This is a genomic window from Salipiger pentaromativorans (assembly GCF_024721115.1).
Taxonomy (GTDB): Bacteria; Pseudomonadota; Alphaproteobacteria; order Rhodobacterales; family Rhodobacteraceae; genus Salipiger; species Salipiger pentaromativorans.
In genome coordinates this window covers 22470-38462 of the sequence record NZ_JAMDHK010000016.1, presented here as the reverse complement: position 1 = coordinate 38462, position 15993 = coordinate 22470, and the positions used below count along the sequence as shown (strand labels likewise).

Here is a 15993-nt window from a genome sequence, read left to right as displayed (position 1 = left end):
GGACGCCGATGACCGTGCCGATGGAAGCCCCGCGCTTCTCTCAGCCCGTCTCTTTGCGAGGCGGGCTGTTTCCCTTCGCGCCTGTGTTTCCATTGGCCCCAAATATCCCCGCCGGAGGCAGACCGCCCCTGCCGACCGCGCGCCGTTCCGGCGCGGCGCGCGCGCTAGCCGAAGGCATATCCGAACCGCGCGATGTCCTCGGCGCAAAACGCCGCCACCCGCGCCGCGCTCTCGTCGTCGTAATAGAGCCGGAAATCCGCGTCCCGCGCCGAGGCGTTCTTGCGACCGACCTCCAAGCGGAATCCCAGATGCGCCTCGACCGGCGCCAGATCCTCTTCCAGATGTTCCAGCCGCAGATAATACGAGGCCCGCTCCCGCCCCGTCACATCCCGCATATAGCTGGAAAACGGCGCGGCCCCAACACTCGCCACCGTCTGCGGATGGGCAAGAAACCCGGCAAAATCCAGGCGTTGCGCCAGCCCCACCGCCGGATGGGCAAAGCTCTGCGCCCGCAGCCAGTGGTAGTAGCTCACCATCCGGTCCCACGGGTTGCGCACCAGCGTGAAGGTCACCATTCGGCCGATCTCCTCGGGGCTCAGCACCCCGTCGATGTCGGCCAGCGTCGAGTGTTTCCACAACCGTCCCCGTGCGCTCAGCCGGCCGACCCGCCCCCGCCGCCTGCGCGCCTTCGGTGTGTCGCCGATCAGGATGTCGTCGCGATGCGCCCGCGCCTCCAGCGCGACGGCCAGCGAGGTGCCGCCGGTCTTGGGGATATGCACGAAGATATAGCCACGGCCCGGCGAGATGATCATGCCTGTCAGAATAACCCTGCGTTTCGAAGGTGAAAATCCCCGATTCGGGGCTTTTCCCTCCCCGCGCGACTGCGCATAGTCCCGCCAGGACATGCTGAGGGAGGAGATGCCATGGGCTGGCTCGCCAATGAAACCGGACTGGGGAAATGCGCCGCGAATTTCGTGCCGCTGACACCGCTGTCCTTCCTGATCCGCGCCAAACAGGTCTATCCCGATCACATGGCCGTGGTCTACGGACCCCACCGCAAGACCTATGCCGAGTATTACGAGCGCGTCACCCGGCTCGCCTCGGCGCTGACCAAAATCGGCGTGGCGCCCGGCGATGTGGTCGCCACCCTCCTGCCCAACATTCCCGCCCAGGCGGAGGCGCATTTCGGCGTGCCCGCCTGCGGCGCCGTGCTGAACACGATCAACACGCGGCTCGATATCGACACCATCGCCTATATCCTCGATCACGGCGAGGCCAAGGTGGTGCTCTGCGACCCGCAGTTCATCCCGCATCTGGCCGAAGCCATCGAACTGATGGAGACCGACGCCCCCACGGTGATCGAGGTCGCCGACCACCACGGCGGCGCGCCGCATCTGGGCGAATACATGGAATACGAGGAGTTCCTCACAACCGGCGATCCCGATTTCGCCTGGATCATGCCCGAGGACGAATGGGAAAGCCTCGCGCTCAACTACACCTCCGGCACCACCGGGCGGCCCAAGGGCGTGGTCTATCACCATCGCGGCGCCTATCTGAACGCCATGGGCCAGGTGCTGAGCTGGCGCATCGTGCTGCACCCGGTCTATCTGACCATCGTGCCGCTGTTTCACTGCAACGGCTGGTGCCACACCTGGATGATGCCCGCCGTGGGCGGCACCGTGGTCTGCTGCCGCGACATCACTCCAAAAGCGCTCTACAACGCCTTTGCCGACGAGGGCGTGACCCATTTCGGCGGCGCGCCCATCGTGCTCAATATGCTGGTGAACGCCAAGGACGAGGACAAGCGCGACTTCCCGCAAATCGTCGAGGTCTTTACCGCCGGCGCCCCGCCCGCCCCCGCCACGCTCGCCAAGATCGAGACCATGGGCTTCAACGTCACCCAGGTTTACGGGCTGACCGAGACCTACGGGCCGGATGTGGAATGCGCCTGGCAATCCGCCTGGGACGGCATCGAAGGCCCCGAGCGCGCGGCGCTCAAGGCGCGTCAGGGTGTGGCCATGCCCTTCATGGAACACATCACCGTCATGGACGAGAAAATGCAGGTGATCGCCGCCGATGGCGAGACCAAGGGCGAGATCATGCATCGCGGCAACGGCGTGATGAAGGGCTATCTCAAGGCCCCCAAGGCGACGCGCGAGGCGTTCGAGGGCGGCTATTTCCACTCCGGCGACATCGCCGTTCTGCATCCGGACAGCTATCTCCAGATCGCCGACCGCGCCAAGGACATCATTATTTCGGGCGGCGAGAACATCTCCTCGGTCGAGGTCGAGAACACGCTGATGGCGCATGAAGCGGTGCTGCTCTGCGCGGTGGTCGCCAAGCCCGACGAGAAATGGGGCGAGGTGCCCTGTGCCTTCGTCGAGCTGAAGCCGGGCCACGAGGCCAGCGAAGCCGAGCTGATCGCCTTTTCGCGCGAGCGGCTGGCCGGCTTCAAGACACCCAAGAAGGTGGTGTTCGAGGAACTGCCCAAGACCTCGACCGGCAAGATCCAGAAATTCCAGTTGCGGGCCCGCGCCAAGGCGCTGTGACGGCGGTCCGCGCCGTCACGCTCAGATCAGAACCGACCCGACGGGCCGGCGCGGCGAGAATGGCAGCGTCGGCCCATAGCCGAACCGCATGACAAGATCCGGGCGCTTCCCCGTCACACCGGCAATCGCGGCCAGCTCGGGACGCAGGGCAGCGACCTCGACAGGCTGGTTGACATAGGAACAGCGCAGCCCGCGCGCCGTAACCGCAAGGGCAAAGCGCAGCGATGCCTGTCCCACGGCGATCCAGTGCGCCTTGTCCTCCCGCTCTCCGGTGAAAACCGCAACGCCCGATGCGGTCTGCATCTGGCGCGCATAGCTCTCGCGCTCGGTCTCGGCCTTGAAGAACAGCTCATAGGCCACCCCTCCCAGGGCGGAGGGCAGCACCGGATTGCCGCTGGAGGCCGAAAACAGCCCGTCTCCGCGCGCCATAGCCTCGGCGGGGTTGAAGCGCAGCCAGTGCTTCAGTTCGGCCATGAATGCCGGATCGGCCATCTGCGTATCGTTCCCGGCAAGCACCAGATCGCGGACCCGGGCGATCTGCGATCGCTCGGTGAGCAGCGTCACACCGACTCCCGGAACCTGTGCCGCCGTTTCGAGCCCCCTCAGATCCGGCAGCGGGATCTCCCGCCCGTCGAATGGCGCCCGCGTCGACTGCCGCTGCGGGATGGCCTCGAACAAGACGTCCGGCCGAGCGGCCCCCGCCGCATAGACATAGCGCGGCGCCCCGGTCTCCGCGCCCTCCACCGTCCCCGGCCATCCGGTGGCCGCCGCCGCGATGCCAAGCGTTTCGACCGCCGATCCGAGACTGACATAGAGATGATGATCGTCGGGATCGACCGCCGGTGTGGCCCGGGACAGATCCGGTTCGATCCCGATCACGTTCTCGCCAAGCCTGAACCGCCAGGGCTGCGTGTTGTGGCCGTTCGGTGCGAGGGTCGCATAGCGCACAAGCTCTCGCGCCTCCGGTGACGGGCCCAGTTTCGCGCGCAGCGCCGCGCCATAGCTCTCGTAATCCCGCATGGAACCTGTCGCACGGCGCCATCCCCACGCGCCGGCGGCGCCCACCGCCGCAAGCCCCGCGGCCCCCTGAAGAAACCCTCGCCGCTTCATAATCGCCTCCCTTCGCTCAACTCCCCGTCAGGCTAGGCCGATGCAGGCGACATCGTCATGACGCATATCAAGCCGCGCCTGCGGCAAAGCCTCTCGGGGCGCAGCGTCACGATGTCGGGGGCGCATTGCCCCCCGCCGCTCAGCCATGCTACGTTGCATCGAAACGAGGCAGAGCAGCCCGAAATGACGGCACTCAAAGAGTATGAACGGCTGGAAGCCTCGGGCCTGTGGCGGCCCGAGCCCGACGCGCAGCGCCGCGAGGTGATCGTGTCGCTGGGCGATGCCACGCTGACCATCTCGGAGTTCTCCGGACGCGCGCTGGCGCATTGGTCCCTGGCCGCCGTGCGGCGCGCCAACAAGGGGCAGCTTCCCGCCATCTACCACCCCGATGGCGACCCCGGCGAGACGCTGGAACTCGCCGCCGACGAAACCGCCATGATCGACGCCATCGAGCGCCTCCTGCGTGTGATCGACCGGCGCCGGCCGCGCCCCGGCAAGCTGCGTCTGATCCTGATCGCCGCCTTCGCGCTGATCGTGCTGGGCGGCGCGGTGTTCTGGCTGCCGGGCGCGCTGCTGAGCCACACCCAGCGCGTGGTGCCCGTGGTCAAGCGGCAGGAGATCGGCGAGGCCTTACTGGCGCGGATCACCCGTGTCGCGGGTCAGCCCTGCATGACTGACGAGGCCCGCCAGCCGCTCCGCCATCTGGCGCTGCGGGTGCTGGGCGAGACCCGGCAGGACGATCTGGTCGTGCTGCCCGGTGGTGTGCGCGACACCGCGCATCTGCCCGGCGGGCTGATCGTGATGAACCGCGCATTGATCGAGGATCACGAAGACCCCGACATCGCGGCGGGCTATATCGTTGTCGAGGCACTGCGCGCGCGCCGCGCCGATCCGCTGGGCGACCTGCTGAACCATGCCGGGCTCTGGTCCGCGCTGCGCCTTCTGACCACCGGCAGCCTGCCCGAGCGCGCGCTCGATTCCTATACCGAAACCCTGCTGACCCGCGAGCCGCCCAGACTGCCCGAGGAAGCGCTTCTAAAGGCCTTCTCGGCGGCCCAGTTGCGCAGCACGCCCTACGCGTTCGCCGTGGATGTCACCGGCGAAAGCACCATCGGCCTGATCGAAGCCGACCCCCGGGCGGCAGAGGGCAGCCGTCTGGTGCTGTCCGATGCCGATTGGGTGCGCCTGCAAGGGATCTGCGGCGGCTGAGACCGCCGCATTGCCGTTTTCCCCTTCCCCGGAAACGAAAGACCCCGCCTTGAAAGGCGGGGCCGGATCTTTGATCGTCTGGTATGGGCGAGTGCCGCTCAGCGCAGATAGGCCTGCACATAGCCGGTGGCGCGCACCTGGCGCAGCGCACCGTTCAGCGCCTGCGGGCTGGCATAGGGCCCCACCATCACACGACGCATCTGCCCGGACATGCTGTAGCGCACCGGAAGGCCAGCGCCGCGCAGCCGCGCCGCTGCGGCATCCGCCTTGGCCTCGGTGGTGAAGAGGCCGATCTCCACATAGCGGGCCCCCGTCGTCGCGACCCGTTTCACCGGCGCCGAGCGGGTCGAGATCACCGGTGTCCGCTGCGCCACCGCCTGTGCCTGTGCCGCACTGCGGCCGCTGGTCGAGATCACCGGCGTGACGACGGGCGCCTCGGCACGGTACAGGATCACCGGGTTGCGGGCCGGGATGCGGCGCGCATAGGGCAGGTTCTGGCGCGGGACGGTGTTGGTCCAGCGCTTTTGCGTGGCGTAAAAGCCATCCACCGTCTGCCACGCGCGATAGGGGTTCAGACGATCGTCTTCCCAGGCCGGGCGGTAGCCCGCCGGCACCACCGGCGGCACTTCCGAACGGCTTTCCCAGACATGCTTGGGCACGATCCGGGTGCTGCCCTGGGTGCTGAGGCGGCTGTCCTCCCAGCTCCCGCGACCGTTGCCCTGGTTGTAATAGACGTTCTTGTTCTTGCTCGGCGCCTCGCCCCGGCGCACCTCCGTCACGAAGGGGCTCGACTGCGGCCCGCAGCGCACCTTCATGCCATTGCGCTCAATGGTGCCGGAAAAGCCCGCGGGGCAGGTCTGCCCCGGAGCAACCTTCACGACACGCTTGGCCTGCGGCGCGGGCGCGACCGGCTTGGGCACCGAGGTCACAACCGTCCTGGGCGGCGGGGCGGAGGGCGGCTTCGAAGCCGGCGCCTTGACCACCTTGCGCGGCGCCGGCGCCGAAGCGGCCGGTTTCGACGCAACCGTGGTCATCGGCTTGCGGGTGGTCGAGGTCACCCGCGTCGGCGCAGGTGCCGGGCTCGGCTTTGCCGCCTGCACGGGCGCCCGTTTCGGTGCCGGCGCCGGCTCGGGGGCCGCGGCGGTGCGGGTCTTGCCGAAGGTCGGCTGATAGCCACAGACCTGATCGCGGTCGCGGGTCACCCGGGGCACCCAGATCACCGCGCCGTCAAAGCCCGCGCGCACGAAGACGCAGCCCCGGCTGTCCACGAATTGTCGGCCCGAATAGCTCGCCGGCGGCAGCTCGGCGGGCGTGTCGATGGTGCTGATCCCCTGAGCCTGGGACGGTGCCGCCCCGAACCCGGCATAAACCGCCGAAACGGCAAGGATCGCCAATCTTTTCAATCGCATGACTGCCCCCACAGATAATAGGGCTCAGCATGCAACATCCCCTTGACGCTGTAAAGCGTTAGGACGGCTTATTTTGTGCCGAACATCCGGTCACCCGCATCCCCTAGTCCCGGAACGATATATCCCTTTTCGTTCAAGTGGCTATCGAGCGAAGCTGTCACGATCGGCACATCGGGGTGCGCCTCCTGCATCCGCGCCACCCCTTCGGGCGCCGCCAGAAGGCAGAGAAACCGAATATCCTTGGCCCCCGCCTCTTTCATCAGGTCGATGGCGGCAGCCGAGGAATTGCCCGTAGCCAACATCGGATCGACGACGATGACCGTGCGGTCTTCGAGATTCTTGGGGACCTTGAAATAATACTGCACGGGCTTCAGCGTCTCCTCGTCGCGGTAGAGCCCGACAAACCCCACCCGCGCGGCGGGCACCAGCTCGAGAATCCCGTCCAGAAGACCGTTCCCGGCCCGCAGGATCGAGACCAGCACCAGCTTCTTGCCCTCGATCACCGGCGCGTCCATGCCGCAGAGCGGCGTTTCGATATGCTTGGTGGTCACCGGCAGCTCGTGGGTGACCTCATAAGCCAGCAGCAGGCTGATCTCGCGCAGGAGCTGGCGGAAGGACGCGGTCGAGGTATCCTTTTCGCGCATCAGGGTCAGCTTGTGCTGCACCAGCGGATGATCGACGATGGTGAGATGTTTCATGGCCCCAGTGCTCCTTTCGCGTGCTGCGCCTTTCTCCTTAGCCCCCGCGCCCCGGCCCCGCAACGCCCGCAGCCCGCGCGGCAACGCACCGGACGCCATGACGCGTGGATCTGCGGAAAATAGCGGCGCGCTCAGCCCAGCCGCTTGAGCAGCGCCGCGCGGGTGTCCTCGTTGCAGAAGGCCGCCTCGACGGAGGTGCGGGCGATCTCGCCAAAGACCTCCTCGTCCCAGCCGAAGCTCCGCGCCAGCGCCTCGTATTCCTCCGCCATGGTTGAATGGAAGAACGGCGGATCGTCGGTCGAGACTGTGATCTTGACCCCGCGTTCGCGCAGCTTTTCAATCGGATGCGCCGAAAGCCTGGGGTAGACTCCCAAGGTCACGTTGGAACCGGGGCAAACTTCGAGAACAATTCCGTTCTCCACAAGATTGTCCACAAGCGCCAGATTCTCGATGGCACGCACTCCGTGGCCGATGCGTTCGACCCGCAGGTCGCGCAGCGCCTCGGCCACCTCTGCCGCGCCGCGCCATTCGCCGGCATGCGTGGTCAGCCGCAGCCCCGCCTCGCGCGCCATGTCGAAGGACCAGGCGAAATCCTTCTGCTTGCCCTTGTTCTCGTCTCCGCCCATGCCGAAGCCCACAAGCCAGTCATCGGCCGTTTCCGCGGCGCAAAGCGCGGCACGCTTCGCCGTTTCCGGCCCGAAATGGCGGATGCAGGTGACGATGCCGCGCAGCACGATCCCCATGCTCTTTTCCGCCGCCTCCGCCGCTTCGCGAATGGCGTGCAGATATTCCCGCCAGGCGCCCAGATCGCCGCCGCCGCAGAAATCCGGCGACAGGAAACATTCCGAATAGATCACGCCGCTTGCCGCGCTCTCCTCCAGCACCGCCGTGGTCAGCCGCGCATAATCCTCCGGAGTTTTCAACACCGAGGTCGCGGCCTCGTAGACCGACAGGAAATGCACGAAATCGCGGTAGGCATAGGCCCCGTCCTCGCCAAAGACCCCGTCCAGCCGCACCGATTTCTCCTGCGCCAGCCCACGGATGAATCCCGGCGGCGCCGCCCCTTCGAGATGCAGATGCAGCTCGATCTTGGGCAAGGCGCGGATCGCCTCGATACGCTCTTCGTCGATCATAGAAAACTGCTCCCGCACCCAACCGATTCCACCCCCAGATGCGCCGCGATGCTGGCGGCGACATCGGCAAACCCGACCTGACCGAGACCGCCCCGGCCGGTGCCCGCGACCAGCACCGGAACACGCTCGCGCGTGTGATCGGTGCCGTGCCAGCTCGGGTCGTTGCCGTGATCGGCGGTGATGACCAGCATGTCGCCATCGCGCAAGCGCGGCAGAAGCCGCCCGAGCGCCGCATCGAACCATTCCAGCGCCCGGGCATAGCCCGCAATGTTGCGCCTGTGGCCGTAAAGACTGTCGAACTCGACAAAATTCGCAAAGGTGAGCGATCCGTCCTCGGCCCCGTCTACCAGAGCGCCCAGATGCGCCATCAGCGCGGCATCGTCGCCTTTGTGCAACTCGTCGATCCCCTCCATCGAGAAGATGTCGCCGATCTTGCCCACCGCATAGACCCGCCGCCCGGCAGTCTGCACCCAGTTGGTCAGCACCGGTTCGGGCGGGCGGATAGCGTAGTCGTGCCGGTTGGCGGTGCGGGTGAAACTGCCCTCGCTCCCGACGAAAGGCCGCGCGATGACCCGCCCCACCTTCATCTCGTGCAGCACGGGCGCGATTCGCTCGCAGAGCGTCAGCAGCCGGTCGAGCCCGAAGCGTTCCTCATGCGCGGCGATCTGGAACACGCTGTCGGCGGAGGTGTAGCAGATCGGCCAGCCGCTGCGCAGATGCTCGGCCCCGAACCGGTCGAGCATCACCGTGCCCGAGCCATGGCAATTCGCAAGCGTCCCCTCGGTGCCGGCGATCTCGCAGACCCGAGCCATCAGCTCTGCCGGAAAGGCGGGCTGGGTGTCGGGGAAATAATGCCAGTCCCAAGGCACCGGCAGCCCGGCCAGTTCCCAATGGCCGGAGGGCGTGTCCTTGCCCTTTGACCGTTCCGTCGCGGCGCCCCAGCGCCCCTCGGGTTTGGCCCCCAGCCCCGGCGGCAGGGTGCCGCTCGCCAGTTTCACGGCGCGCCCCAGCCCCAGCGCATCGAGCACGGGCAGGTGCAGCGGGCCGCTCCGCCCGTCGTCGGCTGCGCCACGCGCGCAGGCTTCGGCGATATGCAGCACGGTATTGGCGCCGGTGTCGGGCCGCCCGTCGTTGAAAAAGGCGGCGGCATCCGGCGCGCCGCCGATGCCCACCGAATCCATCACAACCAGAAAGGCTCTCATCCGATGCGCTCCCGGATCAGCGGGCCCGGCTGCGCCGGATCGCCCAGCGCGACCGCCTTTTGCACCACACGGATCGCCTCTTCGGCCTGATCCTCGCGGGCCGCATGCACACGGGCGAGCGGGGCGCCCTTCTCGACCCGGGCGCCCAGCCGCACCACATCCGAAAGCCCCACGGCGGGGTCGATCATGTCGGTCTCGACCGTGCGCCCGCCCCCGAGCCGCACCACCGCGAGGCCCAGCGCCTCGCCGTCGATGGCCGCGACATGGCCCCCCTCGGGCGCCGGGATCTCGCGGATCACCGTCGCCTCGGGCAGATAGCGCCCCCAGTCCTCGACAAAGTTCCGCGGACCGCCCAGCCCGTAAACCATCCGCCCCATGCGCTCGGCGGCGGCGCCCGAGGACAGCGCCGTGCGCAGCTTCGCCTCGGGGTCGGTCGCGCCCGTGCCGCCCAGAAGCGCCCCGCCCAGCGCCAGCGTCAGCTCGTAAAGCGGGCCCTCGTCGCGCCCGGTCAGCACGCGCATCGCGGCATCCACCTCCAGCGCGTTGCCCAGCGCGGCGGCGATCGGCTGGTTCATGTCGGTGACAAAGGCCGTGGTCGGACAGCCCGCCGCGTTGGCGGTCGAGACCAGCGCCTGGGCCAGCGCCCGCGCATCCGCGTCGGTCTTCATGAAGGCGCCCGAGCCCACCTTGACGTCGAGCACCAGCCCCTCCAGCCCCGCCGCCAGCTTCTTGGCAAGGATCGAGGAGGTGATGAGGTCGAGGCTTTCCACCGTCGCGGTCACGTCGCGGATCGCATAGAGGCGGCGGTCGGCCGGGGCGATCTCGGCCGAGGCCGAGACGATGGCGCAGCCCGCCTCGCGCACCACATGGCGGAAGCGCGCCTCGTCGGGGTCGACGACATAGCCGGGGATCGCGTCGAGCTTGTCGAGCGTGCCGCCGGTATGGCCGAGGCCCCGACCCGAAATCATCGGTACATAGACCCCGCAGGCGGCCAGCGCCGGGGCCAGCACCAGCGACACGCAATCGCCCACACCGCCGGTGGAATGCTTGTCCACCACCGGCCCGTCGAGATCCCAGCGCATCACATGGCCACTGTCCCGCATCGCCAGCGTCAGCGCCACGCGGTTCTCTTCGGTCAGCCCGCGCAGACAGATCCCCATGGCGAAGGCACCGGCCTGGGCAGCACTGACCGAGCCATCGGCCAGCCCCTCGGCGAACCAGCGCAGCCCCTCGGTGGACGGCTCTTCACCGCGGCGCAGCGCGGCTATGACGGTCCGTGCATCCATCAGGCGCGGTCCATATGGGCCACGCCGAAGGCGCCCGGCAGCAGATCGGCCACCGTGGTCGCCAGCTCGGCGCCATCGAGCGTGGCCAGCGTCACCTTGACATCGCCCCGGGCGAACTCGGCCAGCTTCTGGCGGCAGCCGCCGCAGGGCGGCACCGGGTGGGCGCTGTCGGCGATCACATAGACCTCGGCGATCTCGGTCTCGCCGGCGGCAACCATGGCGGCGATGGCGCCGGCTTCGGCGCAGGTGCCTTCGGGATAGGCGACATTCTCGACGTTGCAGCCCACATGCACCGCTCCCGACGGGGTGCGCAGCGCCGCGCCCACCTTGAAGCGCGAATAGGGCACATAGGCGTTTTCACGCACCGCCCGCGCGGCTTTTGCAAGCTCCATTACCCGTCTCCTCGACCCGTTTTCGGGACCCCATGTTTGCGAGCCCTCCTCCGCGAATGCAAGCGGACAATCCGCCGCCGTAACGGCAGGGCCTCGTCCGTGCCGGGTGGGCCGCAAGGCCCCGAAGGTAGCGCCGCCCGCCGGCTCAGCTCGCGCCGCGCGGCGGCGGGGTCTTGGCCTTGTTGTAGGGGTGCCAATCCTCGATGTCGGGATACCAGGTCTGCCGCCAGGCGCGGACCTTGGGGTTCATGATCCGGCGCCACACCGGCGGCACCATCGCCGCCATGGTCATGATCGGATAGCCGTAGGGCAGTTGCGGCGCCTCGCTCTCTTCATAGGTCTGCAACAGCGGAAAGCGCCGGTCGGGCTTGTAGTGATGGTCGGAATGGCGCTGCAAATTGATCAGCAACCAGTTGGTCGCCGTATGGGCCGAGTTCCACGAGTGATGCGGCTTCACATGCTCGTATTTGCCATCGCCGAGATAGCGGCGGGTCAGCGCGTAATGTTCCACATAATTGGTCAACTCCAGTTGCCAGATCGCCACCCCGGCCTGGATCAGAAAGAACAGCAGCCCGGCCCATCCCGCCAGCAGAACCGACAGCAGCAGCATCGCGAGCTGGAGCGCAGCGTATTTCCAGAACGGGTTGCGCCGATGCCACCAGGGCAGCCCGCGCCGCCGCAGCAGCGCCGCCTCGGCGCGGAAGGCCGAGGCCGGGCATTCCTTCAGAACCCGCGGATAATAGCGGTGAAACCCTTCGTTGTAGCGCGCTGTCACCGGGTCGCGCGGAGTGCCCACATAGGTGTGGTGCACCAGCAGATGTTCGGAGCGGAAATGCGAATAGAGCACCATCGCCAGCAGCCAGTCGCCGAGATGACGCTCGAGCTTGTTGGACTGGTGCAGAAGCTCGTGCGAATAGACGATCCCCACCGTCCCCGTCATCACACCGGTTCCGAAGAACACGCCGAATGTCTCCAGCGCCGAAAGATGATCGCTATGGCCGACATACCAGATCAGCGAGAACAGCGTGACGAACTCCACCGGCGCCCAGGCCATCGTGCCTGCGCGATACCAGAACAGGTCCTTCTCCTGGGTCTGCGGATCGGCGTTTTCCTTGTTCAGCCCCAGTGCCACGTCCAGCGCCGAGAAGAGATACCATGTCGCCAGGGGCGGCAGCAGCACCCAGAACCCGCCCTGCACCGCCCCCAGCCACACCAGAGGCGGCAGGATATAGGTCAGCCAGAAGGGCATCGCCGCCGTGATGCGAGCGACCTTTTCCGAAGAGATCATGATCCGTCTCCGTTTCGCACGATCCTGAGCGCGTTCCGTGGCCAGCTTAGACCCGCCGCCACGGCGCGTCACGGGGCGATCCGCGCGTTATTCGACAAATTCTCTCGGAAACCCGCCGCTGCGGGTCAGGCACCGCGCGCCAGATCATAGGCCTTCCGCATGACCGTCGGCAGATCGGCGGGCCGGAACTCGGACAGCGCGACGAAATCGCCCCGGATCGGCGGGCGGTCCATCGGCACCAGCGCGGTCTTGACCGTCAGGCGCAGGTGGAAATGGGTAAAGGTATGGCGTGCCTCTCCGGCAAGCGTCTTCCACTCGGCGCGGATCGGCGGGTCTTCCTGCGGCGCCTCGCCCCAATCGCTGCCCGGCCAGCCCAGCATGCCGCCCAGAAGCCCCTTGTCCGGGCGCCGCTCGAGCAGCCAGGCGCCATCGACCCGGCGCGCGAGATAGGCGATGCCCAGCCGCGTGGGCTTGCGCTTTTTCGGCGCCTTCTTCGGCAGTTCCGCCGCCGTGCCCGCCTCCCAGGCGGCACAGGCGCGGCGCCAGGGACACAGCCCGCAGGCCGGGTTGCGGGGCGTGCAGATCGTCGCGCCCAGATCCATCACCGCCTGAGCGTAATCGCCCGGCCGCTCGACGGGTGTCAGCGCCGCCGCCAGCTCGGTCAGCACCGACTTGGCCTGCGGCAAGGGCATGTGTTCGTCATGCAGGCGCGCCATGACACGCTCGACATTGCCATCGACCACAATGGCCGGCAGATCGAAGGCGATCGCGGCGATGGCCCCCGCCGTATAGGGACCGACCCCCGGCAGCGTCAGCAGCGCTTCGTAGCTGCCGGGAAAGCGCCCGCCGAATTCCTCCGCCACCACCCGCGCGCATTTCAGCAGGTTGCGGGCCCGTGCGTAATAGCCCAGCCCCGCCCAGGCGGCCATGACATCGGCATCCGCCGCCGCCGCCAGATCCTCCACCCGCGGCCAGCGCGCGGTGAAGGTCTCGAAATAGGGTTTGACCGCGGGAACCGTGGTCTGTTGCAGCATGATCTCGGAGAGCCAGACGCGATAGGGATCCGGGCGCAGCCCCGCCGCGCCTGCGCGCGGGCCGACACGCCAGGGGAGATCGCGGGCGTGGCGATCGTACCAGTCCAGAAGATCCGTCGCGCGGGCGGCTTCACGCAAAGCTGACATTCCCTTGATCGTGGGTGATTCCGGGCTGGCGCCCGGATGCGCGCTCACTAGAATAGTGCCGTGGAGAGGGATTCAAGATGCAACGGCGCACCACAACCTATGGCTTCGCCCAGACCGGGGGGCTTCTGAAACAGAACATCCGCCGGGCCAGCGAAAGCCGCGGCTTTGCTCAGTCCCGCGTCCTGACCCACTGGGAAGAGATCGCCGGCGCCGATCTGGCGGCAATCTCGCGGCCGGTCGAGGTGAGCTATGGCCGCGGCGGCATGGGGGCGACGCTGACGCTGCTGACCACCGGCGCCAACGCCCCGCTGCTGGAGATGCGCAAGGAGGCGCTGCGCGAACGGGTCAATGCGATCTATGGCTACAACGCCATCTCGCGCATCCGCGTGACGCAGACCGCCGCCACCGGATTTTCCGAGGGGCGCGTCGCCTTTTCCCACCGCCCGGAACCGAAATCCGCCCCCGCGCCGGCGCCTGAGATCGCCGCCAAGGCGCATCGCGCCGCCGAGGGCATCGCCGACGACGGGCTGCGCCAGGCGCTTGAACGTCTGGCGGTGAACGTCATATCGAAGACCAATCGCTAAACCCCGCATCCCGGGGCCAGAGCAGGAAAAAGGAAGACATATGAAGCGTATCCTGACCACCGCCGCCCTCGCGGCCGTTCTTGCCGCCGGTGGCGGCTGGCTTCTGACGCCCGCCGGCACCGGCACGACCGGCGCCGCCAGCGCGCAGGAAGCGACGGTGACCGAAATGGCGCTCGGCGCGCCCGATGCGCCGGTCGAGGTGATCGAATACGCTTCCTTCACCTGCCCACATTGCGCCGCCTTCGAGGATGAGGTCTTTCCGCAGATCAAGGAAAACTACATCGACACCGGCAAGATCCGTTTCGTGCACCGCGAGGCCTATTTCAACAAGTTCGACATGTGGGCCTCGCTGATGGCGCGCTGCGGCGGCGAGATGAAATATTTCGGCATCATCGACATGGTCTACGGCACCCAGTCGGACTGGGCCCGCAAGGGCTCCGAGGCCGAGGTGGCCGACGCCATCCGCAAGATCGGCCGGCTCGCCGGCATCGACAAGGAGGCGCTGGACGTCTGCATGAGCGACGGCGCAAAGCTCAAGGCGCTGGTGGAATGGTATCAGGGCAATGTCGAGAAGGACGGGTTCAACTCGACCCCTTCCTTCGTCATCGACGGCGAGCTCTACAGCAACATGTCCTATTCGAAATTCGCCGAAATCCTCGACGAGCGGATCGACGCGGCGCAATGACGGCAGCACCGCGAGGCCCCCTGGAGGGGGTGAAAGTCGTCGAACTGGCGCGCATTCTGGCCGGCCCCTGGGCCGGCCAAGTGCTGGCGGATCTCGGCGCCGAGGTCATCAAGATCGAAGCCCCGCGCGGCGACGACACCCGCAAATGGGGCCCGCCCTTCATCGAGCGGGAAGACGATCATTCGGCGGCCTATTTCCATTGCTGCAACCGGGGCAAACATTCGGTCGTGGTGGATTTCACCACGCCGGAGGGCCAGCAGCAGATCCGCGACATGGTGCGCGACGCCGATATCCTGATCGAGAATTTCAAGGTCGGCGGGCTGGCGAAATACGGGCTCGACTATGCGTCGCTGTCGCAGGTCAATCCCGGCCTGGTCTATTGCTCGATCACCGGGTTCGGGCAGGACGGGCCCTATGCGCATCGCGCGGGCTATGACTATATCATCCAGGGCATGTCGGGGTTCATGTCGATCACCGGCAATCCGGACGGCCAGCCGCAGCGCACCGGGGTGGCGATCACCGATCTCTTCACCGGGCTTTATTCCGTTTCGGGCATCCTCGCGGCGCTGCACCAGAAGCAGCGGACCGGCAAGGGGCAGCATGTGGACATGGCGCTGCTCGACTGCGCGGTGGCGGCGACGGCGAACCAGGCGATGAACTATCTGGCCACCGGCGAGGCGCCGGGGCGCACCGGAAATTACCACCCGAACCTGACGCCCTATCAGGTCTTCGACTGCGCCGATGGCTATATCATCATCGCCACCGGCAACGATCCGCAATATCAGCGGCTCTGCCGTCTGCTCGGACTGGAGGCGCTGGCGGAGCATCCCGATTACCTCACCAATGCCGACCGCATCCGCAACCGCGATGCGCTGGAGGCGGCGCTGATGCCCGAGACGCGCAAATGGTCCAAGGCCGATCTGCTGGCGGGCTGCGAGCGCGAGGGGATTCCGGCGGGACCGATCAACGACCTGTCCGAAGTCATGGCCGATCCGCAGGTGCAGGCGCGCGGCATGCAGATCGCGCCGGAGGGCGTGCCGGGCGTGCGGTCGCCGTTCCGGTTTTCCGACGCCGCGCTTTGTCTCGACCGGGCCTCGCCGAAGCTCGGCCAGGGGTGAGCGGAGGCCGGGGGCGCTGCCCCCGGCGCCCCCGTGGCCAGTGGCCATCCCGCGCCCGGCCGGCCTGCGGCGGGCCCGGGGAGACGCGGATTTTGCGTATTTGGAAAGAGAAGAAGGGGGCACGTTGAGCGGGTCGGACGGCCATGCGC

General features: G+C 67.4%; 15 protein-coding genes. 5 read left to right on the top strand and 10 right to left on the bottom strand.

Translation table 11 applies throughout. From position 1 onward, the window contains the following. Positions 1-164: 164 nt before the first annotated feature. Positions 165-812, bottom strand: a complete 648-nt coding sequence (locus M4578_RS19955) for a sulfotransferase family protein (RefSeq protein WP_258094986.1) — start codon at positions 810-812, stop codon at positions 165-167. Positions 813-923: 111 nt separating this feature from the next. On the opposite strand from M4578_RS19955, the gene M4578_RS19950 reads away from it, so the two are divergent. After that, a complete protein-coding gene (locus M4578_RS19950) occupies positions 924-2549 on the top strand; it encodes an AMP-binding protein (RefSeq protein WP_258094985.1) in 1626 nt (541 codons plus the stop codon). A gap of 21 nt (positions 2550-2570) precedes the next feature. Here the strand turns inward: M4578_RS19950 and M4578_RS19945 are convergent, their stop codons facing one another. Beyond that, positions 2571-3659, bottom strand: coding sequence for an Acg family FMN-binding oxidoreductase (locus tag M4578_RS19945; RefSeq protein WP_258094984.1), 1089 nt, complete (start codon positions 3657-3659; stop codon positions 2571-2573). Positions 3660-3842: 183 nt separating this feature from the next. On the opposite strand from M4578_RS19945, the gene M4578_RS19940 reads away from it, so the two are divergent. Beyond that, on the top strand, positions 3843-4868 hold the full coding sequence (locus M4578_RS19940; RefSeq protein ID WP_258095149.1) for a hypothetical protein: 1026 nt from the start codon (positions 3843-3845) through the stop codon (positions 4866-4868). Positions 4869-4966: 98 nt separating this feature from the next. Here M4578_RS19940 and M4578_RS19935 read toward each other — a convergent pair whose 3' ends face one another. The 8 genes from M4578_RS19935 to mutY all read right to left on the bottom strand — a co-directional run bounded on the left by M4578_RS19935 (position 4967) and on the right by mutY (position 13448). Continuing rightward, entirely contained in the window at positions 4967-6277 is a 1311-nt protein-coding gene (locus M4578_RS19935; protein WP_258094983.1) for an SPOR domain-containing protein, read from the bottom strand. A gap of 68 nt (positions 6278-6345) precedes the next feature. Continuing rightward, positions 6346-6975, bottom strand: a complete 630-nt coding sequence (upp, locus tag M4578_RS19930; protein ID WP_258094982.1) for a uracil phosphoribosyltransferase — start codon at positions 6973-6975, stop codon at positions 6346-6348. A gap of 131 nt (positions 6976-7106) precedes the next feature. Continuing rightward, the gene (locus M4578_RS19925; protein ID WP_258094981.1) at positions 7107-8108 is read right to left on the bottom strand and encodes an adenosine deaminase; all 1002 of its coding nucleotides are present in this window, start codon (positions 8106-8108) and stop codon (positions 7107-7109) included. After that, a complete protein-coding gene (locus M4578_RS19920) occupies positions 8105-9310 on the bottom strand; it encodes a phosphopentomutase (protein WP_258094980.1) in 1206 nt (401 codons plus the stop codon). Before M4578_RS19920 ends, M4578_RS19925 begins: the two co-directional genes overlap by 4 nt. Further along, positions 9307-10596 (bottom strand): thymidine phosphorylase, encoded by a 1290-nt coding sequence (locus M4578_RS19915; RefSeq protein ID WP_258094979.1) that lies wholly within the window; start codon positions 10594-10596, stop codon positions 9307-9309. The genes M4578_RS19920 and M4578_RS19915 overlap by 4 nt, the downstream gene beginning before the upstream one ends. Then, positions 10596-10988: a cytidine deaminase gene (locus M4578_RS19910; RefSeq protein WP_258094978.1), complete on the bottom strand. Its 393-nt coding sequence runs from the start codon at positions 10986-10988 to the stop codon at positions 10596-10598. Before M4578_RS19910 ends, M4578_RS19915 begins: the two co-directional genes overlap by 1 nt. Before the next feature lie 145 nt (positions 10989-11133). After that, positions 11134-12276 carry an alkane 1-monooxygenase gene (locus M4578_RS19905; protein ID WP_258094977.1) on the bottom strand — a complete coding sequence of 381 codons (1143 nt, stop codon included), beginning with the start codon at positions 12274-12276 and terminating at the stop codon, positions 11134-11136. Between the two features lie 125 nt (positions 12277-12401). Then, positions 12402-13448, bottom strand: a complete 1047-nt coding sequence (gene mutY / locus M4578_RS19900) for an A/G-specific adenine glycosylase (protein WP_258095148.1) — start codon at positions 13446-13448, stop codon at positions 12402-12404. Positions 13449-13534: 86 nt separating this feature from the next. Here mutY and M4578_RS19895 point away from each other — a divergent pair, with 86 nt between their 5' ends. From M4578_RS19895 to M4578_RS19885, 3 genes are read left to right on the top strand one after another with little or no spacing between them, the layout of a single operon-like run. Then, positions 13535-14041 (top strand): DUF721 domain-containing protein, encoded by a 507-nt coding sequence (locus tag M4578_RS19895; protein WP_258094976.1) that lies wholly within the window; start codon positions 13535-13537, stop codon positions 14039-14041. A gap of 40 nt (positions 14042-14081) precedes the next feature. After that, positions 14082-14726 (top strand): DsbA family protein, encoded by a 645-nt coding sequence (locus M4578_RS19890; RefSeq protein WP_258094975.1) that lies wholly within the window; start codon positions 14082-14084, stop codon positions 14724-14726. Continuing rightward, positions 14723-15844, top strand: coding sequence for a CaiB/BaiF CoA transferase family protein (locus tag M4578_RS19885; RefSeq protein WP_258094974.1), 1122 nt, complete (start codon positions 14723-14725; stop codon positions 15842-15844). Before M4578_RS19890 ends, M4578_RS19885 begins: the two co-directional genes overlap by 4 nt. Positions 15845-15993: the final 149 nt, after the last annotated feature.

Excerpts from the sequence above, each read along its gene's own strand:
- M4578_RS19925 (WP_258094981.1), bottom strand. The coding sequence starts at position 8,108 with ATGATCGACGAAGAGCGTATCGAGGCGATCCGCGCCTTGCCCAAGATC.
- M4578_RS19940 (WP_258095149.1), top strand. The coding sequence starts at position 3,843 with ATGACGGCACTCAAAGAGTATGAACGGCTGGAAGCCTCGGGCCTGTGG.
- M4578_RS19890 (WP_258094975.1), top strand. The coding sequence starts at position 14,082 with ATGAAGCGTATCCTGACCACCGCCGCCCTCGCGGCCGTTCTTGCCGCC.
- M4578_RS19920 (WP_258094980.1), bottom strand. The coding sequence starts at position 9,310 with ATGAGAGCCTTTCTGGTTGTGATGGATTCGGTGGGCATCGGCGGCGCG.
- M4578_RS19895 (WP_258094976.1), top strand. The coding sequence starts at position 13,535 with ATGCAACGGCGCACCACAACCTATGGCTTCGCCCAGACCGGGGGGCTT.
- M4578_RS19945 (WP_258094984.1), bottom strand. The coding sequence starts at position 3,659 with ATGAAGCGGCGAGGGTTTCTTCAGGGGGCCGCGGGGCTTGCGGCGGTG.
- upp (WP_258094982.1), bottom strand. The coding sequence starts at position 6,975 with ATGAAACATCTCACCATCGTCGATCATCCGCTGGTGCAGCACAAGCTG.
- M4578_RS19950 (WP_258094985.1), top strand. The coding sequence starts at position 924 with ATGGGCTGGCTCGCCAATGAAACCGGACTGGGGAAATGCGCCGCGAAT.
- M4578_RS19955 (WP_258094986.1), bottom strand. The coding sequence starts at position 812 with ATGATCATCTCGCCGGGCCGTGGCTATATCTTCGTGCATATCCCCAAG.
- M4578_RS19935 (WP_258094983.1), bottom strand. The coding sequence starts at position 6,277 with ATGCGATTGAAAAGATTGGCGATCCTTGCCGTTTCGGCGGTTTATGCC.
- M4578_RS19915 (WP_258094979.1), bottom strand. The coding sequence starts at position 10,596 with ATGGATGCACGGACCGTCATAGCCGCGCTGCGCCGCGGTGAAGAGCCG.
- M4578_RS19905 (WP_258094977.1), bottom strand. The coding sequence starts at position 12,276 with ATGATCTCTTCGGAAAAGGTCGCTCGCATCACGGCGGCGATGCCCTTC.
- M4578_RS19910 (WP_258094978.1), bottom strand. The coding sequence starts at position 10,988 with ATGGAGCTTGCAAAAGCCGCGCGGGCGGTGCGTGAAAACGCCTATGTG.
- M4578_RS19885 (WP_258094974.1), top strand. The coding sequence starts at position 14,723 with ATGACGGCAGCACCGCGAGGCCCCCTGGAGGGGGTGAAAGTCGTCGAA.